The 26,612-nt window shown below is 68.7% G+C and carries 31 protein-coding genes; 13 read left to right on the forward strand and 18 right to left on the reverse strand.

The annotated features are described in order from the left end of the window. The first annotated feature begins 11 nt into the window (after positions 1-11). The 6 genes from ACFVDO_RS02385 to ACFVDO_RS02410 all read left to right on the forward strand — a co-directional run bounded on the left by ACFVDO_RS02385 (position 12) and on the right by ACFVDO_RS02410 (position 6,396). A complete protein-coding gene (locus tag ACFVDO_RS02385; protein WP_378857187.1) occupies positions 12-1,682 on the forward strand; it encodes a DUF885 domain-containing protein in 1,671 nt (556 codons plus the stop codon). 84 nt (positions 1,683-1,766) lie between these two features. Beyond that, positions 1,767-2,798, forward strand: coding sequence for an LLM class flavin-dependent oxidoreductase (locus ACFVDO_RS02390; protein ID WP_378857185.1), 1,032 nt, complete (start codon positions 1,767-1,769; stop codon positions 2,796-2,798). Between the two features lie 40 nt (positions 2,799-2,838). Continuing rightward, on the forward strand, positions 2,839-4,191 hold the full coding sequence (locus tag ACFVDO_RS02395) for an MFS transporter (RefSeq protein ID WP_378857183.1): 1,353 nt from the start codon (positions 2,839-2,841) through the stop codon (positions 4,189-4,191). 28 nt (positions 4,192-4,219) lie between these two features. Beyond that, positions 4,220-4,975: an SGNH/GDSL hydrolase family protein gene (locus ACFVDO_RS02400; protein WP_378857181.1), complete on the forward strand. Its 756-nt coding sequence runs from the start codon at positions 4,220-4,222 to the stop codon at positions 4,973-4,975. Then, positions 4,972-5,649, forward strand: coding sequence for a YitT family protein (locus ACFVDO_RS02405; RefSeq protein WP_378857179.1), 678 nt, complete (start codon positions 4,972-4,974; stop codon positions 5,647-5,649). The genes ACFVDO_RS02400 and ACFVDO_RS02405 overlap by 4 nt, the downstream gene beginning before the upstream one ends. A gap of 18 nt (positions 5,650-5,667) precedes the next feature. Further along, positions 5,668-6,396 carry a formylglycine-generating enzyme family protein gene (locus ACFVDO_RS02410; RefSeq protein WP_378857332.1) on the forward strand — a complete coding sequence of 243 codons (729 nt, stop codon included), beginning with the start codon at positions 5,668-5,670 and terminating at the stop codon, positions 6,394-6,396. Between the two features lie 3 nt (positions 6,397-6,399). On the opposite strand, the gene ACFVDO_RS02415 is transcribed toward ACFVDO_RS02410, so the two are convergent. The 4 genes from ACFVDO_RS02415 to ACFVDO_RS02430 are packed head-to-tail and all read right to left on the reverse strand — an operon-like array spanning position 6,400 to position 9,906. Then, complete coding sequence (locus ACFVDO_RS02415) at positions 6,400-6,816, reverse strand: GNAT family N-acetyltransferase (protein ID WP_378857177.1); 417 nt, start codon at positions 6,814-6,816, stop codon at positions 6,400-6,402. A 36-nt stretch (positions 6,817-6,852) separates the two neighbouring features. Then, the gene (locus ACFVDO_RS02420; RefSeq protein WP_378857175.1) at positions 6,853-8,025 is read right to left on the reverse strand and encodes a DUF4232 domain-containing protein; all 1,173 of its coding nucleotides are present in this window, start codon (positions 8,023-8,025) and stop codon (positions 6,853-6,855) included. Next, positions 8,022-9,344, reverse strand: a complete 1,323-nt coding sequence (locus ACFVDO_RS02425; RefSeq protein ID WP_378857173.1) for a nitrate/nitrite transporter — start codon at positions 9,342-9,344, stop codon at positions 8,022-8,024. The genes ACFVDO_RS02420 and ACFVDO_RS02425 overlap by 4 nt, the downstream gene beginning before the upstream one ends. 10 nt (positions 9,345-9,354) lie before the next feature. Then, positions 9,355-9,906, reverse strand: coding sequence for a GNAT family N-acetyltransferase (locus ACFVDO_RS02430; RefSeq protein WP_378857171.1), 552 nt, complete (start codon positions 9,904-9,906; stop codon positions 9,355-9,357). Between the two features lie 42 nt (positions 9,907-9,948). On the opposite strand from ACFVDO_RS02430, the gene ACFVDO_RS02435 reads away from it, so the two are divergent. The 4 genes from ACFVDO_RS02435 to ACFVDO_RS02450 are packed head-to-tail and all read left to right on the forward strand — an operon-like array spanning position 9,949 to position 13,010. Then, on the forward strand, positions 9,949-10,722 hold the full coding sequence (locus ACFVDO_RS02435; protein WP_378857169.1) for a class I SAM-dependent methyltransferase: 774 nt from the start codon (positions 9,949-9,951) through the stop codon (positions 10,720-10,722). A gap of 31 nt (positions 10,723-10,753) precedes the next feature. Next, complete coding sequence (locus ACFVDO_RS02440; RefSeq protein WP_378857167.1) at positions 10,754-11,647, forward strand: serine hydrolase domain-containing protein; 894 nt, start codon at positions 10,754-10,756, stop codon at positions 11,645-11,647. Next, positions 11,644-12,498, forward strand: a complete 855-nt coding sequence (locus ACFVDO_RS02445; protein ID WP_378857165.1) for a GNAT family N-acetyltransferase — start codon at positions 11,644-11,646, stop codon at positions 12,496-12,498. Before ACFVDO_RS02440 ends, ACFVDO_RS02445 begins: the two co-directional genes overlap by 4 nt. A gap of 5 nt (positions 12,499-12,503) precedes the next feature. Continuing rightward, on the forward strand, positions 12,504-13,010 hold the full coding sequence (locus ACFVDO_RS02450; RefSeq protein ID WP_378857163.1) for a GNAT family N-acetyltransferase: 507 nt from the start codon (positions 12,504-12,506) through the stop codon (positions 13,008-13,010). A gap of 10 nt (positions 13,011-13,020) precedes the next feature. On the opposite strand, the gene ACFVDO_RS02455 is transcribed toward ACFVDO_RS02450, so the two are convergent. After that, positions 13,021-13,761 (reverse strand): alpha/beta hydrolase, encoded by a 741-nt coding sequence (locus tag ACFVDO_RS02455; RefSeq protein WP_378857161.1) that lies wholly within the window; start codon positions 13,759-13,761, stop codon positions 13,021-13,023. A 159-nt stretch (positions 13,762-13,920) separates the two neighbouring features. Between ACFVDO_RS02455 and ACFVDO_RS02460 the strand changes: the two genes are divergently transcribed. Continuing rightward, entirely contained in the window at positions 13,921-14,505 is a 585-nt protein-coding gene (locus ACFVDO_RS02460) for a GNAT family N-acetyltransferase (RefSeq protein ID WP_378857159.1), read from the forward strand. On the opposite strand, the gene ACFVDO_RS02465 is transcribed toward ACFVDO_RS02460, so the two are convergent. The 5 genes from ACFVDO_RS02465 to ACFVDO_RS02485 all read right to left on the reverse strand — a co-directional run bounded on the left by ACFVDO_RS02465 (position 14,492) and on the right by ACFVDO_RS02485 (position 17,386). Continuing rightward, a complete protein-coding gene (locus ACFVDO_RS02465) occupies positions 14,492-15,004 on the reverse strand; it encodes an HIT family protein (RefSeq protein ID WP_378857157.1) in 513 nt (170 codons plus the stop codon). The two genes, ACFVDO_RS02460 and ACFVDO_RS02465, sit on opposite strands and share 14 nt — an antisense overlap. 9 nt (positions 15,005-15,013) lie before the next feature. Continuing rightward, positions 15,014-15,667 (reverse strand): class I SAM-dependent methyltransferase, encoded by a 654-nt coding sequence (locus ACFVDO_RS02470; protein WP_378857155.1) that lies wholly within the window; start codon positions 15,665-15,667, stop codon positions 15,014-15,016. Further along, entirely contained in the window at positions 15,667-16,185 is a 519-nt protein-coding gene (locus ACFVDO_RS02475) for an AAA family ATPase (protein ID WP_378857153.1), read from the reverse strand. The genes ACFVDO_RS02470 and ACFVDO_RS02475 overlap by 1 nt, the downstream gene beginning before the upstream one ends. Beyond that, positions 16,182-16,703, reverse strand: a complete 522-nt coding sequence (locus ACFVDO_RS02480) for a nitroreductase family protein (protein WP_378857151.1) — start codon at positions 16,701-16,703, stop codon at positions 16,182-16,184. The genes ACFVDO_RS02475 and ACFVDO_RS02480 overlap by 4 nt, the downstream gene beginning before the upstream one ends. A 62-nt stretch (positions 16,704-16,765) precedes the next feature. After that, positions 16,766-17,386 carry a transglutaminase family protein gene (locus ACFVDO_RS02485; RefSeq protein ID WP_378857149.1) on the reverse strand — a complete coding sequence of 207 codons (621 nt, stop codon included), beginning with the start codon at positions 17,384-17,386 and terminating at the stop codon, positions 16,766-16,768. 326 nt (positions 17,387-17,712) lie between these two features. Between ACFVDO_RS02485 and aspS the strand changes: the two genes are divergently transcribed. After that, complete coding sequence (gene aspS, locus ACFVDO_RS02490; RefSeq protein WP_378857147.1) at positions 17,713-19,014, forward strand: aspartate--tRNA(Asn) ligase; 1,302 nt, start codon at positions 17,713-17,715, stop codon at positions 19,012-19,014. 101 nt (positions 19,015-19,115) lie between these two features. Further along, positions 19,116-19,613, forward strand: coding sequence for a hypothetical protein (locus tag ACFVDO_RS02495; protein ID WP_378857145.1), 498 nt, complete (start codon positions 19,116-19,118; stop codon positions 19,611-19,613). 33 nt (positions 19,614-19,646) lie between these two features. On the opposite strand, the gene ACFVDO_RS02500 is transcribed toward ACFVDO_RS02495, so the two are convergent. The 8 genes from ACFVDO_RS02500 to ACFVDO_RS02535 form a co-directional block, all read right to left on the reverse strand. Further along, positions 19,647-20,102, reverse strand: coding sequence for an NUDIX domain-containing protein (locus ACFVDO_RS02500; RefSeq protein ID WP_378857143.1), 456 nt, complete (start codon positions 20,100-20,102; stop codon positions 19,647-19,649). A 7-nt stretch (positions 20,103-20,109) separates the two neighbouring features. Continuing rightward, positions 20,110-20,775, reverse strand: a complete 666-nt coding sequence (locus ACFVDO_RS02505) for a GNAT family N-acetyltransferase (protein WP_378857141.1) — start codon at positions 20,773-20,775, stop codon at positions 20,110-20,112. 28 nt (positions 20,776-20,803) lie between these two features. Next, a complete protein-coding gene (locus ACFVDO_RS02510; RefSeq protein WP_378857139.1) occupies positions 20,804-21,301 on the reverse strand; it encodes a GrpB family protein in 498 nt (165 codons plus the stop codon). A 241-nt stretch (positions 21,302-21,542) separates the two neighbouring features. Continuing rightward, the gene (locus ACFVDO_RS02515; protein ID WP_378857137.1) at positions 21,543-22,337 is read right to left on the reverse strand and encodes a class I SAM-dependent methyltransferase; all 795 of its coding nucleotides are present in this window, start codon (positions 22,335-22,337) and stop codon (positions 21,543-21,545) included. Positions 22,338-22,372: 35 nt separating this feature from the next. Next, positions 22,373-22,993: a hypothetical protein gene (locus tag ACFVDO_RS02520; RefSeq protein ID WP_378857135.1), complete on the reverse strand. Its 621-nt coding sequence runs from the start codon at positions 22,991-22,993 to the stop codon at positions 22,373-22,375. A gap of 25 nt (positions 22,994-23,018) precedes the next feature. Beyond that, positions 23,019-23,825, reverse strand: a complete 807-nt coding sequence (locus tag ACFVDO_RS02525; RefSeq protein ID WP_378857133.1) for a TrmH family RNA methyltransferase — start codon at positions 23,823-23,825, stop codon at positions 23,019-23,021. Positions 23,826-23,829: 4 nt separating this feature from the next. Continuing rightward, positions 23,830-26,178: an ATP-binding cassette domain-containing protein gene (locus ACFVDO_RS02530; protein ID WP_378857131.1), complete on the reverse strand. Its 2,349-nt coding sequence runs from the start codon at positions 26,176-26,178 to the stop codon at positions 23,830-23,832. Positions 26,179-26,194: 16 nt separating this feature from the next. Beyond that, complete coding sequence (locus tag ACFVDO_RS02535; protein ID WP_378857129.1) at positions 26,195-26,605, reverse strand: VOC family protein; 411 nt, start codon at positions 26,603-26,605, stop codon at positions 26,195-26,197. Between the last annotated feature and the right edge of the window lie 7 nt (positions 26,606-26,612).

Here is a 26,612-nt window from a genome sequence, read left to right on the forward strand (position 1 = left end):
GGCTCGAACGCATGACTGATTCACGCACGCCCTCGGCGATCGATCAGGTCGCCGAGGATTGGGTCGACGAACTCGTCGATCTGTCGCCGGTGCTGGCGACCTACATCGGCCGCAACGAGGCGAACGGACTCCTGGACGATCTCAGCCCCGAAGGGCACGAGAAGAGCGTCGAGGCGACTCGCCGAACGCTGGCGGCGCTGCAGAAGCTCGAGCCGACCGATCACATCGACGAGGTGACCAAGGCCGACCTGTCCTCGCAGCTGCAGCTCGACCTCGAGCTGCACGACGCGCAGTGGCACCTGCGCGACCTCAACGTGATCGCCTCGGCGGCGCAGGACTTCCGTCAGGCGTTCGATCTCATGCCCACGGCGACCACTGACGACTGGTCCGTCGTCGCCGAACGTCTCGCGGCGATCCCGCAGGCGCTGCGCGGCTACACCGCCACGCTGCGCGAGGGCATCGCCCACGGTGTCGTGCCCGCGCGCCGCCAGGTGGCTGAGGTCGCCACGCAGATCACCCGGTACACCGCCGACGACGGATTCTTCGCGTCGTTCGTCGCCGGCGCCGCGCCCGAGGACGGCCAGCTCCCGGCGTCCCTCGCGCGCACGCTGTCCGACAACGCCGGCGCGGCGCGCGTGGCCTACGACCGGCTCCGCGACTTCCTCGCGACCGAACTCGCTCCGGTCGCGGGCGAGGACGACGCGGTCGGCCGTGAGCTGTACGCGCTGAACTCGCGCCGGTTCCTCGGCGCCACGATCGATCTCGACGAGACGTACGAGTGGGGCCGCGAAGAGCTCGCCCGCATGATCTCCGAGCAGGAGTCGATCGCGAACGAGATCCTGCCCGGTGCGACCGTCGAAGAGGCGGTCGCGCATCTCGAGGCCGACGCGTCGCGCCGACTGGTCGGCACCGAGGCGCTCCAGCAGTGGATGCAGCAGACCAGCGATCGGGCGATCGCCGAGCTGGGTGCAACGCACTTCGACATCCCCGAGCAGATCCGCGAGCTCGAGTGCATGATCGCCCCCACGCAGGAGGGCGGGATCTACTACACGGGCCCGACGGACGACTTCTCGCGTCCGGGCCGGATGTGGTGGTCGGTGCCCGAGGGCGTCACCGAGTTCGACACCTGGCGCGAGCTCACCACCGTCTACCACGAGGGCGTCCCCGGTCACCACCTGCAGATCGCACAGGCGACCTACAACCGCGCCGAGCTGAACAGCTGGCGCCGTCTGCTGGCCGGCACCTCCGGCCACGCCGAGGGCTGGGCGCTGTATGCGGAGCGTCTGATGGAGCAGCTCGGCTACCTCGACGACCCCGCCGACCGGCTGGGCATGCTCGACGGTCAGCGCATGCGTGCCGTGCGCGTGGTGCTCGACATCGGCGTGCACCTGCGCAAGCCGCGCCTGGACGGCGAGGGCATCTGGGACCACGACTACGCGCTCGAGATGATGCGCCGCAACGTGAACATGTCGGATGAGTTCCGTCAGTTCGAGGTGAACCGCTACCTCGGCTGGCCGGGACAGGCGCCGTCGTACAAGGTCGGCCAGCGCATCTGGGAGCAGGTCCGCGACGCGTACCGCGCCGAGCGCGGAGAGGACTTCTCGATGAAGGAGTTCCACAAGCGTGCGCTCGACATGGGCGGCGTCGGCCTGGACACGCTCCGCACCGCACTGCTCGGCTGAGAACCGAATCACGATCCGCGGGGATCATCCGGGAATGCCCGGGTGATCCCCGCGTTGCATTCGTGTGAATACGAAAGGGAGTTCATGAACGTGGAATTCGGACTCGGCACCTTCGGCGACATGTCGACGGCGCTGGACGGCAGTCCGCTCAGCGGAGCGCAGACCATCCGCAACGTCGTCGCGCAGGCGGAGCTCGCCGACCGGCTCGGCGTCGACTACTTCGCGGTGGGGGAGCACCACCGCCCCGAGTTCGCGATCTCCGCGCCCGAGATGGTGCTCGCCGCGATCGCCGGCCGCACCGAGAAGATCAAGCTCGGCACCGCCGTGACAGTGCTGTCCTCGGACGACCCGGTGCGGGTGTACGAGCGCTTCGCGACCCTCGACGCGGTCTCGAACGGCCGGGCCGAGCCGGTGCTCGGTCGCGGATCGTTCACCGAGTCCTTCCCGCTGTTCGGCTACGACCTGCGCGACTACGAAGCGCTGTTCGAGCAGAAGCTCGACCTGTTCGCCGAGCTCGTGAATGAGCAGCCGGTGACCTGGTCTGGCACGATGCGCCCCGCGCTCGAGAACGCCGATGTGTTCCCCAAGACCGAGAACGGCCTGCGCCCCTGGGTGGGCGTGGGCGGCAGCCCGGAGTCGATCATCCGCGTCGCGCGACACGGCTTCGGACTCACGCTCGCGATCATCGGGGGAGCGGCGTTCCGCTTCAAACCCCTCGTCGACCTCTACCATCGCGCTGTCGACCAGTTCGGCACTGAGCTGCGTCCGATCTCGGCGCATTCGCCAGGTCACGTCGCCGAGACCGACGACGAGGCCTGGGAGCAGGCGTATCCGGGCTTCGAGGCCATGAACCGCACGATCGGCCGCGAGCGCGGCTGGGCGGCGTACAGCAGGGCGCAGTTCCAGAACGACGTCGGGCCGATGGGCGCCACGTACGCGGGCTCGCCCGACCGGGTCGCGGCGAAGATGGCCGAGACGATCCGCGTCCTGGGGCTGGGACGTTTCGAGCTCAAGTACGCCACCGGAACGATTCCTCACGAGCACCTGATGCGCAGCATCGAGCTGTACGCCACCGAGGTGGTGCCGCGCGTCCGAAGGCTGCTCGCCGACGACTGAGCCGGACAGCTCGGGGCGCCGTCCGTCCTAGGATGAGGGGATGCCCGACAACGTCGTCCCGAGCCGCCGCTCCCTGGCGTCGCGCCTCGACGCGCTTCCTCTGACACGCCGTCACGCGCGGATCCTGACCGGCTCCGGCATCGGCTGGGCGCTGGATGCGATGGATGTCGGACTGATCTCGTTCATCATCGCCGCGCTCGCTCAGCAGTGGGCGCTCACGCCGACCCAGCTCGGCTGGATCGCGTCTGTCGGCTTCATCGGCATGGCGATCGGCGCGAGCGTCGGCGGGCTCCTCGCCGACCGGTACGGGCGCCGGCAGGTGTTCGCGCTCACCCTCCTCGTGTACGGCATCGCCACCGGCGCGAGCGCCCTCGCGGCGGGCGTGACGGGCCTCCTCATCCTGCGCTTCGTCGTCGGACTCGGCCTGGGTGCCGAGCTGCCTGTGGCCTCCACCTACGTGAGCGAGCTCGTGCCGGCCCGCATCCGCGGCCGCCTGATCGTCGTCCTGGAGGCGTTCTGGGCCGTCGGATGGACAGCGGCCGCACTGATCGGGTTCTTCGTGATCCCGGCATCCGAGGACGGCTGGCGCTGGGCTTTCGCCCTCGGCGCGATTCCCGCGCTGTATGCGGTGATCGTGCGCTGGGGGCTGCCGGAGTCCCCGCGCTGGCTCGCCGGGCGCGGACGGATCACGCGAGCGCAGCGGATCGTCGAGACCTTCGAGAAGGATGCCGGGATCGTGCTGCCCCCGGCGATCAACAAGGAACCCGACACGAGGCCGGTCGCCGTGACCACGGCAGCTCGACTCGCGACTCTGTGGAACCGTGAGTTCCGGCTGCGCACCGCGAGCATCTGGCTGGTCTGGTTCTGCGTGAACTTCGCCTACTACGGTGCATTCATCTGGATCCCCAGCATCCTCGTCGCGGCCGGCTACGACCTGGTGCGCTCGTTCGGCTTCACGCTGATCATCACGCTGGCGCAGCTGCCGGGCTACGCGGTCGCGGCCTGGCTGATCGAGGTGTGGGGCCGTCGCACCACCCTTTCGGTGTTCCTGGTCGGATCTGCGGCGTCCGCGGTGCTGTTCGGCACCGCCGACAGCACCGGCATGATCATCGGCGCCGGCATGGCGCTGTCGTTCTTCAATCTCGGAGCCTGGGGCGCGCTGTACGCGGTCACGCCGGAGATCTACCCGACGTCCCTGCGCGGAACCGGTGCCGGCTGGGCAGCCGGCGTCGGCAGGATCGCGTCGATCTTCGCGCCGCTCCTGGTTCCGAGGATGCTCGAGACGGGCGGCACACCAATGGTGTTCACCGTGTTCTCCGCGTTCTTCGTCGTCGCGGCAGTCGCAGCGTGGGGACTCGTCGACCGCCGCGGAGCCGGCCTCGACGATCGCTGACCCGTCGAAGTCGCAATAGGCTGGACGGATGGCAGCAGTGCGTTTCGTGGCGATCGGTGACTCGTTCACCGAAGGTGTGGGCGATGAGCTCCCCGACGGTCGGGTGCGAGGCTGGGCCGACATCGCCGCGCAGGGTTGGGCGGATGCCTCGGGCGAGACGATCGAGTACGCGAATCTCGCCATCCGCGGCAAGCTGGCCTGGCCGATCGTCGAGCAGCAGCTCGAGCCCGCGCTCGCGCTGCGCCCCACGCATCTCTCGTTCAACGCCGGCGGCAACGACATGCTCCGGCCGAAGGCCGACATCGAGCACATCGCCGACTCGTTCAGCCGCGTGCTGCGCCGTTGCGACGAGGAGGGCGTGACGATGATCGTGCTCTCCGGAGCGAACCCGAGCGGCCAGCTCCCTCTGGGAAAGACCATCCAGGCGCGAGGCGATGAGCTCTCGGCGGCGGTGATGCGACGCTTCGAGGATCGCCCCGACGTGCTGCGGGCCCTGAACTGGCCCGACGGCGAGCTGTCCATGCCGCCGTACTGGTCCGAGGACCGGCTGCACATGAATGCCAACGGGCATCACCGGGTCGCGGCGCGGGTGCTGCACGCGCTGGGCTACGAGCCGCCCGCGCAGTGGTGGGCCGCACCCCAGCACGGCCCCGCGGGGCCGACGGGTATGCAGTACTACCGCGAGTTCGTCGGCCCGTGGATCAAGCGACGCGTGACTCGCACGTCGTCCGGTGACGGCCGCGCCGCGAAGTACGCGACATGGGTGGAACGGGCGCCGCAGTGACGAGCATCGCCGGAAGACGCCTGCCACGGCGCATCCTGCAGCTCGTCGGCGGCGTGCTCCTGGCCGGCGTCGGGATCTCGTTCATGATCCGCGGAGGGATCGGAGCGGCTCCCTGGGACGTGCTCGCACAGGGCATCGCGATGCGGGTGCCGCTGAGCTTCGGCACGGTCAGCGTGCTCCTTTCGCTGCTGGTGCTCCTGGCTTGGATCCCGCTCCGCCAACGGCTCGGTGTCGGCACGATCGTCAACGCGCTGGGCGTGGGTGTCGGTGCGGATGCCGGTTTCCTGTTCGTCCCCGAGGTCGACGCACTCTGGCTGCGGATCCTGTTCTTCGTGATCGGTCTCACGCTGTTCGCGGTTGGCTCGGGCCTGTACATCGGTGCACGCTTCGGACCCGGACCGCGTGACGGACTGATGACGGGACTGCACTCCCGGCTCGGGTGGCCGCTGTGGCTGGCACGCACGATCGTGGAGCTCTCCGCACTGACGCTCGGATGGATCCTCGGCGGCGTGGTCGGCATCGGCACGGTCGCGTTCGCGCTGCTCATCGGGCCGATGGTCCAGTACTTCCTGCGTCTGTTCGCGGTGCGCATGCCTGTGGAGGAGACCGCGGCCGACGAGGCCCCGGGGCGTACCAGAGGGCCTCATACCGATGAGATTCCCGTGGTCGGCTGAGCGGTGGACCTCTGGGAGATGCGCCGCCTCGACGGGGGCACGGTGGCACTGCACGACGCACGGCGGAACGAGCATCGCACCGTGCGACTCGAGCCGTTCGAGATCGGCGTCTTCGCCGTCACACAGGAGCAGTTCGCCGAGGTGCTCGGTGTTCCGGCGACGCATCCGCGCCATCCGGCGTCCGACCTCAGCTGGCTGCGCGCGATCAGGTTCTGCAACGCGGCCTCGGAGTGGGAGGGGCTGGACCCGGCCTACTCGTTCGAGGGTGAGGACGTCACCTGGCACGTGGACAGCGACGGCTACCGGCTGCCCACAGAGGCGGAGTGGGAGTACGCGTGCCGGGCCGGCTCGACCGGCCCGCAGTACGGTCCGCTGGCCGACGTCGCATGGACCGGGGCCGACGGTGTGCGCACCCCGCAGGACGTCGGCCTTCGGCTGCCCAACCTCAACGGACTGTTCGACACACTGGGCAACGTGTGGGAGTGGTGCTGGGACCTGCTGGACCCGGCTCGCTACGACGACTACCGCGTGTTCCGCGGCGGCGGATTCGCGGACGACGCCTGGAGTGTGCGGGCGTCGGTGCGCCGCGGTGGCGCGCCCCGTATGCACCATGACGATGTCGGCATGCGACTGGCGCGCGGCGGTTTCGACGCCGTGGACGCCGCGCAGGGCTGGTCCGCTCATGCGGATGTCGAGCGCGGCGGCCGCGGGGGAGCACGGCCGTTCGGCTGGACTCCGCGCGGCTGAGACTCAGACTCTGGTGCGGATCATGTACCGGTTCGGGTCCTCCGACGGCGCGAAGCCGTACTGCGCGTAGAGACCGTGCGCGTCGGCGGTGGCGAGGACGATCCGCCTGATCGGCGTCTGCTCGATGTCGGCGACGACACCCTCGATGAGCATCTTGCCGATGCCGTTGCCGCGCTCGGCCGGGTCGACGAACACATCGCACAGCCAGGCGAAGGTCACGGCGTCCGTGACGACGCGCGCGTACGCGACCTGCGCGCCCTCGCGATCGAGCACGGCGTAGTTGCGGGAGCCGTCGATCGCGGCATCCTGGGTCTCACGCGCTCGTCCCTCCGCCCAGTAGGACTGTTCGCTCAGCCAGGCGTGCACGCGGTCCCGGTCGATGTCGGCGTTGTCTGAGGAGAAGCGGTATCCGGTGGCCACGCTTCATCCTAAGAGTCGGAGAACCCGCGGGACTCGTCACTGCTGAGGGGTGGGCGTGTCGATGAGATGCCAGGCCGAGATCTCGAGCGCCGTGTCGGGCACGATGTCGAGCTGCACCGGCCAGGAGCCGCGATCCAGACTCGGCAGGATCGCGGCGTACATGGTGCGGGCGACGAGCGCCCCGTTCGTCGAGTTCGCGTTCCAGCTCACAGTCATCGCCGCGTAGCCCTTGGCGGGGATCTCGATCCGCACGGGCCCGGGGTCGGAGGCCATGTAGGAGGAGCCGGGCTCGATCTTCACCGGCAGGTCATGGCCGTTCTGGTCCGCGAAGGCGATGTCCGCATATCCCTCGAGGATGCAGGGGGTCTCGCTGAAGTTCAGCAGCTGGACCTCCTGCACGCGGTGGCCCAGCCCGGCATCCGAAGCACCGATCAGCAGCGCGGCGCGCTCGCCCGTGCACCAGTCGTCGTCGAGAACCGGCCGATCCACTCCGGGGGCAGCCGTCGGCGGCGGAGTGCCCGGCGTCTGCGGGTCGGGGTACGCGCCGTCCGCGACCGACAGCCCCTGCGCCTCGGCGCTCTGCTTCGCGATCTCGGAGCGCCACGCAGAGGTTCCGGCGACGCCGATCACGGCGAACAGGATCAGCGCCGCGATGACCGCGGCGGCGGCGGTCGCGATGCCGGGTCGCTCCGGCATGCTGCCCCGCATCCAACGGGAGAACACGATCGCGGGGATCCATCCCTGCACGACGCCCCAGTACGCACCGCTGAGGGCGGCGTCGACGCCGGCGCTCGTCAGTGCGCGCCAGCCGAACTTCGGCATGTCCGCGAGCACCGCCGTCGCATCCGTCGCGAGGCCCAGCATCGTGCCCGCGATGATCACCGCGAACCAGATCGCCATACCCGGTCGGCGGCGCGCACCGTCCAGGCGCAGCACGAAGAACACCACGGCGATGATCAGGGCCGCCGTGGTGAGGAAGGCCAGCGCCGACCACGGCATCGGCCACGAGAACCGGGCGGAGCGCTGCGGCCCGATCGCCAGGACGCTGAGCGCCCGGGAGACGTAGACGTTGGATGCGGCGATGACGTACAGCCAGCCGCTCAGCATCCACAGAGCCGCCGCCAGTGCGCCCGCGCCGAGCGCGGCCTGTGACCAGCGCGACGGTGAAGGCGCGGCGGGGGTCTCTTCAGCAAGGTAGCCGTTCGTCATCGTCGCGGGCGCTCCGGGTCGAGTCCCATGCGGATGCGGGTGCGCTTGCGCTCGATGCTGATGAACGTGATTCCGAGCGCCCAGAGCGGAAGCTGGGTGAGGAACGCCCAACGGAACGCCTCCAGCGAGTAGGTCGCGGGCGTGCCGGCGCCCTGCAGATCGAGGGTGAGGCCGATCAGGAAGATCGCGATGAGCGCGGCGAGGAAGCCGCCGGAGTTGGTGAGGCCCGTTGCCGTGCTGAGGCGATGCGCCGGGTTGTGCGTGCGCGCATGGTCGAACGCGATCATGGATGCCGGGCCGCCTGCGGCGAGCGCAACGACCAGGACGATCAGCAGCCACGTCGGCGCCGGCCCCGGCCACAGGATGACAGCCAGCCAGGCGACGACCTGCACGAGGACGCTCGGGATCACGAGTGCGCGCGATCGACGCGTGGGGATGCGGCGGGAGAGCTCGCCGAGCAGCGGGCCGAGCGCCATTGCGACGACGACGTTGAGGGACAGCAGCGATGCGGCTGCGGCGTTGCTGAGTCCCTCACCCGCGGTGAGGAACGGCATGCCCCAGAGCAGCAGGAACGCGGTCCCCGCGAACGGGGTGGTGAAGTGCGACCAGAACGCGAGACGGGTGCCGGGGTGCGACCAGGCAGCCCGGATGCCGGTGCCGGTGTCGATCGCCGAGGTCACGACTCGGATCGCTCCGGTGTCGGTGTCCACCGAGACGTCCGCCTTCCGCTCCGGCGGGTGGTTGCGGATGATCGCCCAGACCAGGATCGCGAAGAGCACGCCGAGGCCGGCGATGCTGCCGAAGGTGATCGACCAGGAGGTCGAGTGCAGCAGTGCCGCCAGCGGGATCAGCGCGAGCAGCTGTCCGCACTGGCCGACAAGGCCGGTCAGCTGCACCATGAGCGGACCGCGCTGGGCGGGAAACCAGGTCGCGACAAGGCGCAGCACCGCGGGGAAGATCGCTGCGTCGCCGGCGCCGAGGAGCATGCGGGCGATCAGGGCGATGCCGATGCTGGGGGAGACCGCCATGACGAGCTGGCCCGCGGCCAGCAGCAGCATCCCGATCGCCATGATGGGCCTGGAGCCGTAGCGGTCCAGGAGCACTCCGATGGGGATCTGCATGCCGCCGTAGACAGCGAGCTGCACGACGGCGAAGAGCGACAGCGTCGCGGCATCCGCACTGAAGCGGTCTGCTGCGTCGACGCCGACGGCGCTCAGTGAGGCGCGGTTCGTGATCGCGAGCATGTACGCGGCGACACCGACACCCCAGATCAGCCATGATCGCCAGCCGGGGGTCGAGACAGGGAGCGCGCGCGTCACGCGATCGACTCTAGTCCTGCAGGTCTGCCGGGATGCGCGACCAGATGACCAGGTCGACGCGCCCGTCGTCGGTGAATCCGGCGTTGCGCGCGGTGCCCTCGCGGCGGAATCCGGCCTTCTCCGCTGCGCGCAGCGAGGCTGCATTTCCCGGCGCGATGCGCAGCTCGACGCGCTCGAAGCCGTGCTCGCGGATCAGTGCGCAGGAGAACGCCGCGACGGCTCCGGGCACGAGCCCCCGCCCACGGAAGGGAGCCGCCGTCCAGTACGACAGCTCGCAGGTCATCGCCCGCCAGTCCACGCGCTTCGCATCGATGCTGCCGGAGAGCGTGCCATCGACACGGATCGCGCGCACGATGCCGCAACCGCTCGCGCGCGTCTGCTCCGAGATGGTGGTGCACCACTGCTCGGCGATCGCGAGCGGGTAGGGATCGGGCGCGGGGAGCCAGCGGCGCAGAGCGGCGTCCGTGAACGCCGCGACGAGCGCCGGCGCATCGTCGACGCTCAGAGCATCGATGCGGATGCCGTCGTCGGTGGTCAAAGCGATGTCGGGGAAGGCGGGCACAGCTTCAGTCTGCCGGATGCCACGTCGGATATTCTCTGGGGAGTGAGCCTGTTCGCATCGACCGCTGAGCACTACCGCCGTCATCGTTCGGGTGTCCCGGCGGAGGTCGCCGAGACCCTGGCGTCCGCGGCGCCGCAGGGATCCCCGCGTCGCCTCCTCGATGTCGGAACCGGACCGGGCTTCGTGATCGACGCGCTGCTGCCGTGGTTCGACGAGGCGGTCGGTGTCGATCTCGACGCTGATCTGCTCGCGGTCGCTCACCAAGAGCTGCCCGACGATCGTGTGCGCCTCGTGCAGGCGCCCGCGGAGTCCTTCGATCTTCCGGAGTCCTGGTCGGCCCACCTCGTGACGGTGTGCCGCGCGTTCCACTGGTTCGACCGTCCCGCGTTCCTTCATCACGTCGTGGATCGGATGGCGCCGGATGCCGTGCTCGCCGTGTTCGGCGACCAGAGCATCTGGGCCGGCGGCGACGAGTGGAAGGACCGCACGCGCGAGGTCGTGCAGGAGGTGCTGGGGGAGCGGCGCCGAGCCGGGGCCGGCACCTACGACCGGCCTGCGGGGCGCTTCGAGGACGAGATCGTGGATGCGGGGTTCCGCGAGGTCACCACCGCGCAGGTGCCTGTGGTCCGGACCAGGACCGTCGACAGCGTGATCGGGCTGATGCACTCGATGTCCTTCGCGTCGCCGGCGGTGCTCGGCGATCTGGCGGGCGAATTCGATCGCAGGTTGGCGGAGCGGCTGGCGCCCCTGACGGACGCGGACGGCCTGCTCGTCGATCACAACGAGTTCCGTATCATCCTGGCCGCGCGGCCGTGACGGTGTCGGTGCCCTCTGACATGCTTCAACGATGAGCGCCGCAGCAGTCCTGGAACGGATCGTCCGACAGATCGACGACGAGCGGCTGGGCGCGTACGGCGTTCACGTCCTGATCGGCGATGAAGAGGCGCAGCACCGCTGGCGCAGCGACGATCGGGTCAACATCTATTCCGACTCGAAAGGCGTCTGCGCACTGGCGGTCGGCATGGCGATCGACGAGGGCGTGCTGACACCGGGGACGCGCGTTCCGGAGCTGCTCCCCGACATGGAGCTCGGTCCCGGCGTGGACCGGGTCACGATCCTCGATCTGCTCACCATGACGAGCGGTATCGACTTCGAATGGTTCGGCAGTCAGCCTGCGCCGTGGCCCGATCTTGCGCGGGAGATCGGGCGCAGACCTGCGGAGCAGACCGGTGCGCGGTTCCAGTACAGCGACGCGAGCACCTACCTGGCGATGCGGATGCTCGGCGCCGCGGTCGGCGATGTGCGGGACTGGCTGATGCCGCGGCTGTTCGATCCGCTCGAGATCCACAATCCGCAGTGGCACCGCTGCCCGAACGGCTGGATCATCGGGGGCACCGGGCTCGAGCTGCGCACCGAGGAGCTGGCGCGGATCGGCCGGGTGCTCCGTGACCGCGGACGGTGGCGGGACCGCGCGCTGGTGAGCGCCGAGTGGATCGATCGGATGCATCGCGACTGGGTGCCGACGAGTTACCGCAGCGACTACGGGATCGCGGTCTGGCAGGGACCGGGCGACTGCTGGCGCCTCGACGGGCTCTACGGGCAGTATGTCGTCGTCGACGATGCACGCGACGGGGTCGTCACGATCACGGCGCATGAGGAGTCCCGCGACGCACTTCTCGCCGAGATCGCCGCCTCCGCCATGGCGGCGGAGATCCAGCCGTCGGGTACTCTCGCGACATGACCTGGGTGAAGATCACTGATCCGACGCGCCGACAGGTGCTGCTCGACGCAGCGGTCGGGCGCGTGTTCTCGGCGCGGGCCGCGGCCGAACGCGGTGACATCGCGGTTCCCGAAACGGACGGCGGTGAGATCTGGCAGACGGATGACGGCGCAGTGACGGTCTGGGCCATGCCGCGGGCTGGTGCGGTCGTGCTCGCCGACATCGACGGTGTCACCGTCTCCTGGCCGCACCTCGACGACCTCGCCGCACAGGCGGGCTGGACCGGTGGCTGGGAGTTCGGCTCCTTCGCGGGCGAGCCCCGCATGGCGGCTCTTGCGAGTGAGGCCGATGCCCGTCGTGTCGCGACGAAGATGCGCGTCGAGGTGGCCGGCGTGCCGGCCCCCATCGGCATCCGCCTGGTGCCCATGACCGACGCGGACTTCGCGGCCTATCGCGCGGTCGCCGATGAGGACTACGCCCAGGAACGATTCGCATCGGGATCGGAGGCGACGATCGAGGAGTCGCGACGAGTCGCCGCGGAGCAGATGGTCGAGTATCTTCCCGACGGCCCGAGGACGGCCGGGCAGCGGCTCTGGACAGTGCGCGACGAAGCGGGTGATCGGGCGGGCATCCTCTGGGTGGGCTTCGACGATCACGCGGGCTTCATCTACGACATCTCGCTGGACGAGGACCGGCGCGGGCAAGGGCTGGGTACTCAGGCGCTCCGGGCAGCTGCTCGCGAGACTGCGGACGCGGGCCTCGCCGTGCTGGCGCTGAATGTGTTCGGCAGCAACGAGGGAGCGCGCCGGCTCTACACCCGCGAGGGCTACCGCGAGACCGAGGTGCTCTGGTCCGTCCCGATCGGAGGCTGATCGCGGTGCCGACCCTGGACGGGCTGGAGACCGAGCGGCTCACGCTGCGTCGTCAGCGCGAGGAGGACGCCGGCGTGTTCCATCAGCTGTGGACCGAGCGCGACGAGCGCGTCCCGGCGCACCGGAGGATCGACGCCGACGGTCACCCGGATGTGCAGGACATCGTGGAGCACATCCGAGGATCGGACACGTCGAAGCCGGGGCTGCTCACCGTCGTGCTGCGGGAGACCGGCGAGGTTCTCGGCTACTGCGGCATCGCCTGGCACGGGGACGAGCCCGAACTGGCCTTCGAACTGCTGCGCGTCGCGCACAACCGCGGGTACGCGACGGAAGCGGGACGCGCCGTACTCGACTGGGCGCGCGCGGCCGGGTACTCGCAGCTCGGAGCATCCGTCTGGGACTGGAACCTCGCCTCGCGCCGCGCGCTCGAGAAGCTCGGCTTCCGTGAGACGGATGTCGTGACGAACCAGAGCGTTCACGGACGGTCGCTGATGACCGTCCGTGAACTCTGACTCGCCGGGGTCAGCCGAGCAGGTGTCGCGCGTAGAACGCGGCTGCGTGCGGTCCGGCGGATGCCGGAACCCCGGTGTGCCCGCCCGTGTTGGCCAGCAGGGCCTTCTCCTCGGAGCCGAAGGCGTCGAAGAGGTCCAGCGCCATCTGTCGGTCGTTGCCCTCGTCATCCCACTGCAGCAGGACGTGCAGGGGGATCGTGACGCCGCGCGCCTCGGACATGATCGAGCGGGGCACGTAGCTCCCGGCGAACAGCCCGGCGGCGACTATCCGCGGCTCGACGACCGCGAGGCGGACGCCGATCGATATGACGCCGCCGGAGTAAGCGGCCGGCTCGCGCAGCTCCGGTTCTGCGAGCAGCGCGTCGAGCAGGGCCTGCAGTTCGGGGACGCCCTGATCGACGAGGGGCAGGATGAGGCGATCGACGATGTCGTCGGTGATGGTCTGTCCTGCGGCGAGCGCCTGCCGCAGATCGGTGCGTGCTTGATCGACGGTCGGGATGCCGGGACGTTCCCCGGTGCCAGGCAATTCGATTGTGGCAGAGGCGAAGCCCTGTCCTGCCGACGCCTGGGCACGGCCGCGCAGGCGCGCCCGCATGCGAGTGATGCCACCGGGGTGCCCGAGCAGGATGAGGGGAACCGGTTCATCGGCGGATGCGACCGGGGGAGTCCAGAGGATGCCGGGGATGTCGCCCAACAGGAAATCGCGTTCGAGGACATCGTCCTCAAGGGGGTGTTCCGAAGTGAAGTGCATGATCGTGCCTTTCGGGAGCTGAGATGGCGCTCCCGGACGATCTATCGCCCGACCGTGACCCCGGAGGGGAGCACCCATGTCGTCGTGTTCACGGATACCACCTCCTCGCTCTGCCGCACGGCGCGGACCAGACTAGCAGAGCTCTGTTAGACAGGGTGTGTGACCCGTGACGAGTTGGAATGGCCGATCGAGGCCGGTCCGTTGACGCTGCGCCCGCCGCGAGAGGAAGACGTCGACCGGATCCTGGGCTGGCGCAATCGTCCCGAGGTGACCCGCTGGCTGATCCGGACCGTCGTAGACAGAGAGGAATTCCGCCGGATGTGGTTGGAGAGCGTGGCCGACCCGGATGACCACCGTCTGGTGGCTCTCCTCGGCGATCGGATTGTCGGCGTCGGGGAGCTCTGGCGCCATGACTCGATGGGACAGAGCCATGTCGAGGATGGCCCCTGGCAGAAGGCCGAGGCCGGCATCGGCTACCTCATCGACCCCGCCCACGCAGGCCGGGGCTATGCGACTGCGATCGGCTCGGCGTTGCTCGAGCTGGCGTTCGACGGACTGGGCGTGCACCGCGTCACCGCCGGCTGCTTCGCCGACAATCATGCATCCGTCCGGGTTCTCGAGAAGATCGGGATGCGACGCGAGCAGCACGGAGTGGGGGACTCGTGGCACGCCGATCTCGGCTGGATCGACGGGTACACGTACGCGCTCCTCGCGTCCGAGTGGCGCGCGCTCAGTCGAAGGTGACAGGGAGGCCGAGCGTTTCTCGCAGCTTCTGTGCGAAGACTTCCCGCTCAGCCGGGGAGACCCATCGTGCCTCATCCTGGCGCTGGTACAGGCGATCGTCGGTGTGGCGAGGGAACACATGCACGTGCAGATGCCACACGTCCTGGCCGCCGGCCGGCTCGTTATGCTGCCGGATCGATGTGCCCTCGCATCCGTAGGACGAGCGGATGCCGACGGCGACCTGCTGCGTGAGCCCCCAGACCGCCTGCCCGTCCGCGGGGGACAGGTCGTAGATGTTCTCGACGTGCGTGCGGGGGATCACGAGGACAGCACCGGGGTTGCCCGGCCACCACTTCGGGGCGATACGTGCGAAGGCGCGCTCGGTGACGGCGACGACGTCGGATGGCAGGTTGCGCTCGTTGAACAGTCCCTGTTGGATGCCGCAGAAGGGGCATGCGTAGTTGGCCGGTTCGTGCGTGGTCGGGGGCATGAGGACCGCCTTCGTGATTCGTCGGGGCACCGAGCCAGGCTAACGGGGCGCCTTCCAGTGAGCCGTGTAGCGCCAGAACAGCCGTCGTCGCATCCGCGCGCCGGGCAGCACTTCGACGAGCGCTGAGCGGATCTCGCCGAAGGTCTCGACGGGCTCTGCTGTGGGCGCGCGCATGGCGGCCGGGGGAGCAGAGGTCCGACGGGGGTGCCGGACGAACCCGACGATCGGATTGAGCACCAGTGAGGCGATGGAGCGGGGGAGATCGGCGCGCGTCTCGGCTGCGACGCCGACGATCACGATCCGTCCGCCCGGGCGCAGCGCCCGCTCCACCTGCCGCAGAGTCGCCATCAGCTGCATGTGGTGCAGCGACGCCACGAAGACGATCAGGTCGTAATCTCCACTCGGTTCGTCGCCGAATCTGCGCTCCTCGATGCGCACGTGGTCGGATGCGGCGAATCGGGCTCTCGCCACTGCTGCGGTTCCGGAGTCCGGTTCGAATCCGACCACCTCAGGGAGAATCGCGGACAGCCGGGCGACGAGGTTCCCGGTGCCGCATCCGACATCCAATGCCGTCCGCCCGCCGGCGCGGTCCACCGCGCGGGCGTGTCGCAGCACATATCGCGCATAGGCATCGTTGTGCGACCACGGATGCGCGGCATTGAACCTGTTCACAGCCGCGAGGAGGCGCTGCATCAGCTGAGGTCCCGCAGAACCATCGACACGAGGTCCTCGGTCGTGACTTCCGGGCCCACCCGAGTCTCGTCGAACCAGGGGAGTGGCTGCCAGCCGTCGTACCACTCCCGGATCTTGTCCTCACCGAACGCACTGGACAGTGGCCGTTCCGAGTGGCGTCGGATCGTCTCGTCGAGGCCGACGTCGAACTGGTAGACGCGAGTGCACCCGCGATGATCCTCATGCAGCCGCCGGAACGGCTCGGAGTAGTCGCGCAGGTTGAAGATCCCGTCCAGGATCACGTCGTAGCCGAGGTCCAGCGCGCTGCGCGCGGCGCCGACGATGAGGATGCTCGCGTCCTGAGAGCGCTGCGCACGATCCTCGTTCCGGAGCAGTTCACGCCGGAACTGGTCCTGATGGATGAGCGCCACCTTCGGTCCCAGCCTCTCGCGGAGCGCCAGCGCGGTCGTGGTCTTCCCAGAGGCCGAGTCGCCGCGCAGGATCACGAGACGAGTCGATGCTCTGCCGACGGCGGTCATCCCTGTGTCCTGTCCGCCCGAAGCCAGGTGATGTCCGCGCGGTCGGCGCGCTCACGGCTGGTGCCGGGGGAGCGGACCTCACCCGGGGCGTGCTTGGAGACTCCGTACGCCGTCATGGAAGTGACCTCCCAGTGCGACGGGATCCGGAACTCCGCGGCGAGTCCTTCTCTGTCGAAGGCGCGGAACTGATGAGCGTCGAAGCCGAGGTGCAGCGCCTGCACGGTCATGTACGCGACCGCCTGCCCCAGGTCGTAGCGCGCGAACTCGGAGTACTCCCATCCGTCGCTGCCTTCGATCGTGACGTGAGCGAGGTTGACGACCAGCAGCGAGGCGGACGGCGCCCAGATCGAGGAGCTCCGCGCCAGGTGAGGCACGATCCGCTGGTGCACGTCGTCACCGCGTCGGGCGACGACGAACATCCAGGGCTGCGAGTTTCCGGCGGATGGCGCATGCCGCGCAGCATCCAGCAGCGTGTCGATCTGGCTGTCGTCGATGTCGATCGTCGCATCGAAACCCACCGGGCTGAATCTGCCGCAGAGAGCAGGGATGAGCCGTGGCGTCGTCGGGTCGTCGTGCACCGTCATCTGCGCGCGCCGGCCTCGGCGTCGGTGAGGGCGTCCGGGAGGCCGCTTCGGTACAGCTCGAGGATGTCGTCCGTGCTCCTGAGAGCGTTCACGACACTGGCCACGGGGGAGTCGTACACGACCGGATAGTCGATCTCGCCGAGGTGCGGGTCCGCAACCCAGGCGAGCTGCTCCGCGCCCAAGGAGAACTGCGCGTTCACGCCGGACTTGTTTCCTCGGGGATCCTGACGATGCCAGGCGCCCTCGAGGTGAAGCGCGATGAGTCCGTGCACGACGTGGCCCTGCCCGATGGCGTCGTCCGCCAGCCGCTGGTAGCAGAGTCCCGCCGGTACGCCTTCCGCGCGCAGCATCGCGGTCAGCAGGTGCGCCTTGGCGTAGCAGAGGCCGACCCGCTCGCGCAGTACCTCCGTCGCTGTGATCGTCACGCGACGATCCTGTGCGTCGAAGGAATGGCTCACGTTGTCGCGCACCCACTCGAATGAGGCGTGAGCGAAGTCGATGTCGCCTGGATGGCTCTCGCGGAGCGAGGCGGCGAGGGCGACCACTGACGGGCTGCAGCTCTCGATGAAGGGGTCGGAACCGAGATATGACGCGGGTGCTTCTGCGAGCAGTTCCATTCGACGGAGCCTATCGGACGGCTCGCACGGGCGGACGCTGCGGGAATCTCGTCGTTGGTCATGTTCGCATCAGAGGAGAGGCTGTCATCTGTTAACTGACATAATGTGCATTATCGGTATATCCGCCGACCCGGATCGGCAGCCCCGTTCGACTAGTCTGAGTCCCAGCAACAGCGAGGACTGACATCCCTCAGCTCCGCAGGAGCAGCTGTGCTCGCGCGTCCGGTGTCACCGACGAGAGGCCGGCGGCACGTCGGCGAAGGTGTGGTGGCACCGCGATCTGGCCCCCGCCCGCACCTCCAGGGCTTCCGCTTTCTGGAGGAATCATGAGATCACCCGTACCACCACGCACCCTCGCCGCCGAGCTGACCCACGCCGAACCCGGCTCGGCGATCCGACTACAGGGCCATGTGCACCGCAGACGCGAGCTCGCCACAGTCAGCTTCCTGGTCATCCGTGACCGCTCGGGTCTCGCGCAGGTCGTCGTGCGCCCCGGCGACATCGGTGAGGTCGGACTGCCGCCGGAAGAGACCGTCGTCGACGTCGTCGGCATCGCTACGGCGAACCCGCACGCTCCCGGCGGCGTCGAGGTCACTTCTCCTGTCGTCACGCTGCTCTCCGAGCCGGCAGAGACACCGCCGGTCGAATTGTGGCGCCCGGGGCTCAGCGCCGGCCTGCCGACCCTGCTGGACAACGCCGCAGTGACCTGGCGTCACCCGGCTCAGCGGGCCAAGTGGGAGATCGCCGCTGCGAGCCTGCAGGGCTTCCGGGCGACGCTCGACGCGGCAGGCTTCACCGAGATCCAGACGCCCAAGCTCGTGGCATCCGCCACCGAATCCGGCGCGAACGTCTTCCCGGTCGACTACTTCGGACGCCCGGCGTTCCTCGCGCAGAGCCCGCAGTTCTACAAGCAGCAGCTCGTCGGCGTCTTCGAGCGCGTCTACGAGGTGGGACCGGTGTTCCGGGCCGAGCCTCACGACACGGTCCGGCATCTGTCCGAGTACGTCTCACTGGACGTAGAGTTCGGCTTCATCCGCGACCATCACGACGTGCTCAGGATGCTCCGCACTGTTCTGGCGGGGATGACGGAGACGATTCGCACGCAGGCGGCGGGCGCCGTCGAGCAGCTGCAGGTGCGCCTGCCCGCCATTCCCGACGAGATCCCCGTGATCCACTTCTCCGAGGCGCTGAAGCGGGTCGGCGCGCCCTCGGACGAACCGGACCTCGCACCGGAGCACGAACGCGTCCTGGGCGACTGGGCGATGCAGGAGTTCGGCAGCGACGTGCTGGCGGTCGAGGGCTATCCGATGCGCAAGCGCCCGTTCTACACGCATCCGCAGCCCGACGACACCCGGTGGAGCAACAGCTTCGACCTCATCTTCCGCGGGCTCGAACTCGTCACCGGCGGACAGCGACTGCATCGGTACAGCGACTACATCGCGGCACTCGCCGCACGCGGAGAGTCGCCGGCGACATACGAGGAGTACCTGCAGACGTTCGCGTACGGGATGCCTCCGCACGGCGGTTTCGCGATCGGGCTCGAGCGATGGGTCGGCCGACTGCTCGAGGTGGCCAACATCCGCGAGGTGACGCTCTTCCCGCGGGATGTCCATCGCCTGACACCGTGACTCCCGCTGGGCTGAGACCGGGGGGTCCCGGTCTCAGCCCAGCGCGCGCCCCACTCCCCCGGAATCGCGCTGGGATTTTCAGCCCTCGACATAATGAGAACGTGACGACCTCCGCCCTGACGCGTGTCCTCCTTGCCACGACTTCCGCGACCGCGCTCGCTGTGCTGCCCGCCTGCTCCGCCCCGTCGGGTGACGAACCGGCCGCGCGGACGCCGGCAACGGCATCCACGCCGGACGCTGCGGCGACTGCAGACGAACAGTCCCCGGAAGATGCCTTTCGAACTTGGCTCGCTGCCAGCCGCGAACCGGATGCCGCAGTCGCCTGCGGCTACCTCACGGACGCTCTGGTGGATCGGATGCTCGCCGAGATGAAGGCGTCCGGCCTGCCCGCCGCCGACTGCGCGGAGATGATCGAGAGCACCGCGGCGCTGTACAAGGCGACGGGTCAGTCGATGGACGTCGAGATCGACACCGTGTCTGTGACAGCGGATGCGGCGGAACTCCGCGTCGCGTACGACGGGAGCTCCTGCGGCAGCGTCGTCATGGAACGCGCGTCTGCGCAGTGGATCATGAACGAGTATTCCGAGGAGGACTGCTGAGCCGGGCCCGACGCCGGCTCTCAGCGCGGTCTCTCACACTCCCCCGCCGAACCCGCGGATCCACTCGCTCGCAGCTGCCGGGTAGAGCGGAACAGCGAGCTCCGCGTCGTCGAGCGGCCGCCACACAACAGGGGCCACCGATCCGTCGGACTCCGTGAGCGTCCCGCCTTCGGGGCCGGGTGCAGGTTCCAGCGTTCCGCGGTACAGCGCGACGATCTCATGCCCGAGCTCGCCGTTGAACCGGAAGATGTTCTCGACCATGCCCAGGAATGTGAGGTCGAGGATGCTCGCGCCGAGCTCCTCATGCACCTCGCGGATGACCGCCTCGCGATGCGTCTCCCCCAGCTCCACACTGCCGCCGATCAACCGGTGGAACCCCTGAGCGTTCTCGTCGGTCGCTCCGTTGACACTCACGAGATGCCGAGTGCCGTCGGCGTTCGGGGCGACGAGCATGGCCTTCACACGGATGCAGGAGCGATCGATCGACATGCTCCCATCATTCCTCGGTCGCAGCGCGCTGCTGATCCAAGCCGATGAACGCACGGAACTCCGCCGCTCCGTGGGCGGTGATCGGCTCTCCGCGCACGAGATCCGCAGGAGACAGCACCAGTCGTTGATTGATAGCGACCTCGCCTCGGCGGCTGAGGCGCTGCCGGCCATCCACTCGATAGCCCGCTTTCCGGCTCACCGCGAGGGATGCCGGGTTGTCTGCGAAGGCCGCCGAGGTGATCTCCTCGGCATCCAGGTGATCGAAGGCGAATGCGCAGATCGCCTGCCGCATTCGCGTGCCGATGCCACGGCCGTGGTGCGCGAGACTCAGCCAGGAGCCGGTCTCGCCCGTCCGCGTCACCAGAAAGTCGTGCGTCGTGAACCCCTGAGTGCCGACGATCTCGCCTTCGTACTCGACCGCAAGGTCGAGCGCCCAGGCATCTGTCGACCACCTGGTGCGTGTTCCCCAGTGATACTGCACGAAGTCCGTCGGCAGCCGCTCCGCGGGCGCGTCGGTCCACGGGTAGGAGAACGGCATCTGATCCGGATCGTGGATACCTCCGGCAGCCACATCGATCAGAGTCGACAGCACCTCGTCGGTGATCGGCAGGAGCACGAGGGGTCCAGCCTCGATTCGCAGCCCGAATGGCGGGAACGCGCTTCTCAGATCCATGCTGACCACTCTGCCGCATCCGTTCCGGCTATTGCGCGCGGTACTCGGCGAGCAGGGTTGTCACGATGTCAGCCTTGCTCGCGGTGTAGTCGCCCCAGTCGACGGCCGATGCCGCAGCCTGCTCTTTGACCGCGAGGTAGCGGTCTCGGGCCGCAGGGGACTGTCGGAGCAGGTCGCGGAAGTCCGTGCGGTCCTGCCATTGGCGGTCGTCATGGACGACGACATGCACGACGGCGGTACGAGCGTCCCGGTGCGGAATGCTCAGCCAGGCATGCCCGTCCCGGACCCCCTCCACGTCGAATCCCGCTGCTTCAAGCAGGGCGGTTGCTCCCGTGACGTCAGCGGACGGCACGCCGACAAGCACGTCGACCACATCTTTCGCCGGCATCTCCGGAACGGAGGTCGATCCGATGTGCTCGATCTGCGCGTCACCGAGAATCACGGCGATGCGCTCGCGCAGCATCGCATATCGCTCGGCCCACTCTTCGCCCCGGCTGTCGACCAGAACGACTCGCTCCCCCGTCATCGTTCGCCGAGATCTGCGGGCATCTGAAGGACCGCGACCCGCGCCTGCTCCGCAGTCGGCGAGTGCGAGGAGCGCCGCGCACAGCCCCGTATGGTCGCATTCGACCGCGTCCCCACGGTGAGAACGGTCACGATGACGACGGCGCTGATGAGGAGGATCGTCCCGAGGGCGAACAGCGCGATGCGTCGGGCCCGCCAGCCGGAGGTCGGCCGCGCCGTCACCGCCGCAGACGGTCCACCGTTCACGGCACCCGCGCGATCGCGAGCAGATGCGCGCTCTGATCGCGGATTCCTGGTTCAGCGGATGCGGCTCGGGCGATCGTCATCGCGGCGTCCTGAACCTCCTGGTCGAGTTCGCGCACCACCTCGAGGAACAGGCCGGCGGGACCCTCGACACCGACGACCTCGAGAACGTCCAGTCCCGCGGCCGCGACCTCCTCGTGCAGCTCCTCAGCCGTGTGGAAGTGCCCGGCGGGAAACCGCAGTCCCGAACCCGGAGTGCCGTCGGCGATCAGGGCGCCCCACTCCCCCGGAATCGGCGAAGGAACCCGTCTGCCCAGCGAGGCAGCGCCAAACGCGACATATCGCGAAAGTCCGGCCGCGAAAACCACCCCACTGGGGCGCACGACTCGGGCCGCCTCACGGATCGCGGTGAGTCGATCCTCGAGAGATGCCAGATGATAGAGCGGTCCGAGCATCAGCGCCGCATCGAACGAGGCGTCCTCGTAAGGCAACTCCCGGGCATCCCCGATCCGCGCCCTCAGACCGGCCTCGAGCGCACGCTCGACGTGCCGCGGAACCGGCTCGATCAACTCGACGTCATACCCGTCGCGCTGCAGCGCGACAGCGTGCACGCCCGACCCGCCGCCGATGTCGAGCACGCGCCCCACTGGTACGTTCTCGCGGATGAGCTCCTGTGTGCGACGGAACTCCAGCGGCCCCTGCGCGGAGCGCGTGGTCAGCCGCACGCTCTCGTCGAAGACGTCAGCGTAGTAGGTCTGGATCCGTGCATCGATCTCGGTCTGCGAAGCCGTCATGTTCGGATGCTAGCCGTTGGCGCGCTGAGAGCCGATCAGCCTTCACCCGGTCCGCCCCACACGCCGCCCTCGGGCGGATCCGGGCAGACCGCGGTCGTCGGTGTCGCACCGATCTCCGCGCGAATCGCGGATCCCTTCGGCATCCTGACGTACGTGAACGCGATGCCCTGCAGGCTCTCGCCCTCCGGGGTGGCGCCCATCGAGACGGCGTCGTAGTCGCCGTCGTCGGCGACCGGTTCGGTCCTGGTGAGCACGAGCCCGGGCGTCGGATGAGCGATCATCCAGTTCAGGGCCTCACCCGGCGACATGCTGTCCACCGTCCAGTAGGCGGTCACGGTCTTCGTCGGGGAGCAGATCCAGCTCTGCCATTGGCCGGCGAAGATCCCACTCGGGCTGGCCTCCACGCGCACCGCTTGCGGAGGAACAGGAGTGGTCTCGAGCCAGTTCTCCGCTCGCTGCTGCGCCTCGGCATCCTCAGCGGACAACGTGACTGCGGGACTCGGAGACGGCGCCGCCGCCGGCTCGGCAGCGGCGGTCGACGTCGGCACGGGGACTGCGGAGGATTTCGCCACGCCGCCGACTGACGTCGCGCAGCCTGTCAGGGCAGCGAGCAGCAGCATCGCTCCGATGGCTGCGGCTCCTCGTCGAGATCTCATATCGCCGAACCTAGTCGTACTTCGATCAGGCACGCTGCCGCGCGGCCTCGTAGAGCATCAGTGTCGCCGCATTCGAGGCGTTCAGCGAGCTCGCCGAACCGCGCATGGGCACGCGCACCGTGACATCCGCCGCCTCACGCCAGCCGCGCGACAGTCCGACCGTCTCGTTCCCGATCAGCACCAGGGTGGGCTGGGCGAAGTCGTAGTCCCAGACATCCACGTCGCCGTGCTCGTCGGTCGCCACGAGCGACACCGGCACACCGCCTTCGCGGACTTCCGCGATCCAGTCCAGCACCGGCCCCTGGGATGCCGCGCGCACCGCCGGCGTCGCGAAAAGCGATCCCGTGGACGAGCGCACCGACTTCGGGTCGTACACGTCGGCGGCGTGGCCCGAGACGACGAGTCCGTCTCCGCCGAAGGCGTCCAGAGATCGCAGGATCGCGCCGACGTTGCCCGGCTGCGTCGGCCGGTCGAAGACCATGCCGAGGAAGTCCGCCGGCGTCGGGATGCGCGAGAAGTCGTCGGCCGGCATCCGCACGATCGCGATCGCCTCGGCCTCGCCGTCCTCCTTGCCGGAGAGCTCGGCGAGCAGATCCGGACTCATCGCGATCCCCTCGCCCGCCTGCGCGACGACATCCTTCGCCCACGGCGACAGCTTCCGCTGCCCGTCGAATACGGCCGTCTCGATCGTCCAGCCGTGCGCGATCGCCTGATTGATCGGGCGCACCCCCTGCACGATGAACAGGCCATCGCGCAGCCGGCGGTTGCGGTTGTGCAGAAGCGCCTCGATCAGCTGGAAGCGGGCATTCCTGGTGGAGATCTTGAGGGTCACCGGTTCAGGATCCCACGTACTGGGCGAGATGCTGGCCGGTCAGCGTCGATCTGTCGGCGATCAGCCGCGCAGGGGTGCCCTCGAACACGACCTTGCCGCCGTCGTGCCCGGCGCCAGGGCCGAGATCGATGATCCAGTCGGCGTGGGCCATCACCGCCTGGTGATGCTCGATCACGATCACGGTCTTCCCGGAGTCGACGAGCCGGTCCAGCAGTCCGAGCAGGTTCTCGACATCCGCGAGGTGCAGGCCAGTGGTCGGCTCGTCGAGCACATAGACGTCGCCGCCCTCCGCCATCTGGATCGCCAGCTTGATGCGCTGACGCTCACCGCCGGACAATGTCGACAGCGGCTGACCGAGTGTGAGGTATCCGAGGCCGACGTCGGCCATCCGATCGAGCATCTTGACGACTGCGGGAATCTTGGCCTCTCCCCCGGCGAAGAACTCCTGCGCCTCGCGCACCGGCATCTCGAAGACCTCGACGATGTCCTTGCCTGCGAGCTTGTAGTCCAGCACGGCGGGCTGGAACCGCTTGCCGCCGCAGTCCTCGCACGGCGTCTCCACCGTGTCCATGAAGCCCAGCTGCGTCACGATCACGCCCGACCCCTTGCACGACGGGCAGGCGCCCTCGCTGTTCGCGCTGAACAGGGCGGGCTTCACGCCGTTCGCCTTCGCGAACGCCTTGCGGATCGGCTCCAGCATCCCCGTGTACGTGGCGGGATTGCTGCGGCGGGAGCCCTTGATCGCAGTCTGATCGATCGACACGACACCCTCGCGCCCGGCGACCGACCCGTGGATCAGCGAGCTCTTGCCCGATCCGGCGACGCCGGTGACGACCGTGAGCACTCCGAGCGGGATGTCGACGTCCACACTCTGCAGGTTGTTCTCGTCTGCGCCGCGCACCTCCATCGCGCCGGTGCCGTCGCGCACGGCGTCCTTCACGGATGCCCGGTCGTCGAGGTGCCTCCCGGTGAGCGTGTCACTGGCGCGCAGCCCGTCGACGCTTCCCTCGAAGCAGATCTCGCCGCCGGCGCTGCCCGCGCCGGGCCCGAGATCCACGACGTGGTCGGCGATCGCGATCGTCTCGGGCTTGTGCTCGACGACCAGCACCGTGTTGCCCTTGTCGCGCAGCTGTCGCAGCAGGCCGTTCATCCGCTGGATGTCGTGAGGGTGCAGCCCGATCGTCGGCTCGTCGAAGACATAGGTGACATCGGTGAGCGAGGAGCCGAGGTGCCGCAGCATCTTGATCCGCTGCGCCTCGCCCCCGCTCAGCGTGCCGGAGGGGCGGTCCAGGCTGAGGTAACCGAGTCCCAGCATCACGAACGCGTCGAGGTTGGCGCTGAGCGCCACCAGCAGCGGCCCCGCCCCCGGCCGGTCCAGACCGCGCACCCACTCCGCGAGATCGGTGATCTGCATCCGACAGGCGTCCGCGATACTGATGCCCTCGATCTTCGACGAGCGAGCCCCCGCGGTCAGCCTGGTGCCGTCGCACTCCGGGCAGGTCGCGAACGCCGCGGCACGCTCCACGAAGCGACGGATGTGCGGCTGCAGCGCATCGAGATCCTTGGACAGCATCGCCTTGGTGATCTTCGGGATCAGCCCCTCGTAGGTGATGTTGATCCCGTTCACCTTGACCTTGGTGATCTCGCCGTAGAGGAAGTTGTGCCGCTGCTTCTCAGTGAATGCGGAGATGGGCTTGTCCGCCGGGTAGAAGCCTGACTCGGCGAATTGGCGCACCATCCATCCGTCCGCGGTGTAGCCCGGAACGAGGATGGCCCCGTCGTTCAGGGACAGGCTCTCGTCGACGACCTGCGTGAGGTCGATGTCGGAGACCGTCCCCCGCCCCTCGCAGCGCGGGCACATGCCGCCGAGGTAGATGGCGTCCTTGACGATCTTCTTCTCGCCCTTCGGGCCGGTCATGACGCCGCTCGCCTGCTGCGTGGGGATATTGAAGGAGAACGCCGTCGGCCCGCCGATGTACGGCTCGCCGAGCTTGGAGAACAGGATGCGAAGCATCGCGTTCGCATCCGTCACGGTGCCGACGGTCGAACGGGGGTTCGCTCCGAGCCGTTCCTGGTCGACGATGATCGCCGTCGTCAGCCCCTCGAGCACGTCCACGTCGGGGCGCGGCACCGAGGGCATGAACCCCTGCACGAAGGCGCTGTACGTCTCGTCGATCATCCGGCGCGACTCGGCGGCGATCGTGTCGAACACCAGCGAGCTCTTCCCCGACCCGGACACCCCCGTGAAGACGGTGAGTCTGCGCTTGGGGAGGACGACGCTGACATCCTTCAGATTGTTCTCGCGGGCCCCCTCTACGCGGATGCTGTCGTGGGCGTCGGCGATGTTCGTCATCGTCGTCCTCTCGGAGTCAGGCGGCCTGCTGCAGACGCACCATATTGCCTGCCGGGTCGCGGAACGCGCAATCCCGGATGCCGTACGGCTGATCGATCGGCTCCTGCACGACATCGGCTCCCTTGGCCTCGATCGCCGCGAATGCCCCGTCCACGTCATCCGTGGACAGCACGATGCCGCCGTAGCTGCCCTTGGCCATGAGTTCGAGGATCGTGCTGCGTTCGGCGTCGTTGATGCCAGGGTCGACGGCGGGCGGGGTCAGCACGATCGCCGTGTCGGGCTGTCCGACCGGTCCCACCGTGATCCATCTCATCTGCTGATACCCGACGTCCTTACGCACCTCGAAGCCGAGCACGTCCCGATAGAAGGCGAGGGATGCCTCGGCGTCGGTGTGCGGAAGGAAGCTGGCGTTGATCGTGATGTCCATGTCCACG

Source organism: Microbacterium sp. NPDC057741 (assembly GCF_042798735.1).
Lineage (GTDB): Bacteria > Actinomycetota > Actinomycetes > Actinomycetales > Microbacteriaceae > Microbacterium.

Bases quoted from the DNA above. Each gene is read 5' to 3' on its own strand.
- ACFVDO_RS02385 (WP_378857187.1), top strand. From the start codon at position 12: ATGACTGATTCACGCACGCCCTCGGCGATCGATCAGGTCGCCGAGGAT.
- ACFVDO_RS02390 (WP_378857185.1), top strand. From the start codon at position 1,767: ATGAACGTGGAATTCGGACTCGGCACCTTCGGCGACATGTCGACGGCG.
- ACFVDO_RS02395 (WP_378857183.1), top strand. From the start codon at position 2,839: ATGCCCGACAACGTCGTCCCGAGCCGCCGCTCCCTGGCGTCGCGCCTC.
- ACFVDO_RS02400 (WP_378857181.1), top strand. From the start codon at position 4,220: ATGGCAGCAGTGCGTTTCGTGGCGATCGGTGACTCGTTCACCGAAGGT.
- ACFVDO_RS02410 (WP_378857332.1), top strand. From the start codon at position 5,668: ATGCGCCGCCTCGACGGGGGCACGGTGGCACTGCACGACGCACGGCGG.
- ACFVDO_RS02420 (WP_378857175.1), bottom strand. From the start codon at position 8,025: ATGACGAACGGCTACCTTGCTGAAGAGACCCCCGCCGCGCCTTCACCG.
- ACFVDO_RS02440 (WP_378857167.1), top strand. From the start codon at position 10,754: ATGAGCGCCGCAGCAGTCCTGGAACGGATCGTCCGACAGATCGACGAC.
- ACFVDO_RS02445 (WP_378857165.1), top strand. From the start codon at position 11,644: ATGACCTGGGTGAAGATCACTGATCCGACGCGCCGACAGGTGCTGCTC.
- ACFVDO_RS02455 (WP_378857161.1), bottom strand. From the start codon at position 13,761: ATGCACTTCACTTCGGAACACCCCCTTGAGGACGATGTCCTCGAACGC.
- ACFVDO_RS02470 (WP_378857155.1), bottom strand. From the start codon at position 15,667: ATGCAGCGCCTCCTCGCGGCTGTGAACAGGTTCAATGCCGCGCATCCG.
- ACFVDO_RS02475 (WP_378857153.1), bottom strand. From the start codon at position 16,185: ATGACCGCCGTCGGCAGAGCATCGACTCGTCTCGTGATCCTGCGCGGC.
- ACFVDO_RS02485 (WP_378857149.1), bottom strand. From the start codon at position 17,386: ATGGAACTGCTCGCAGAAGCACCCGCGTCATATCTCGGTTCCGACCCC.
- aspS (WP_378857147.1), top strand. From the start codon at position 17,713: ATGAGATCACCCGTACCACCACGCACCCTCGCCGCCGAGCTGACCCAC.
- ACFVDO_RS02500 (WP_378857143.1), bottom strand. From the start codon at position 20,102: ATGTCGATCGATCGCTCCTGCATCCGTGTGAAGGCCATGCTCGTCGCC.
- ACFVDO_RS02505 (WP_378857141.1), bottom strand. From the start codon at position 20,775: ATGGATCTGAGAAGCGCGTTCCCGCCATTCGGGCTGCGAATCGAGGCT.
- ACFVDO_RS02510 (WP_378857139.1), bottom strand. From the start codon at position 21,301: ATGACGGGGGAGCGAGTCGTTCTGGTCGACAGCCGGGGCGAAGAGTGG.
- ACFVDO_RS02515 (WP_378857137.1), bottom strand. From the start codon at position 22,337: ATGACGGCTTCGCAGACCGAGATCGATGCACGGATCCAGACCTACTAC.
- ACFVDO_RS02520 (WP_378857135.1), bottom strand. From the start codon at position 22,993: ATGAGATCTCGACGAGGAGCCGCAGCCATCGGAGCGATGCTGCTGCTC.
- ACFVDO_RS02530 (WP_378857131.1), bottom strand. From the start codon at position 26,178: ATGACGAACATCGCCGACGCCCACGACAGCATCCGCGTAGAGGGGGCC.
- ACFVDO_RS02535 (WP_378857129.1), bottom strand. From the start codon at position 26,605: ATGGACATCACGATCAACGCCAGCTTCCTTCCGCACACCGACGCCGAG.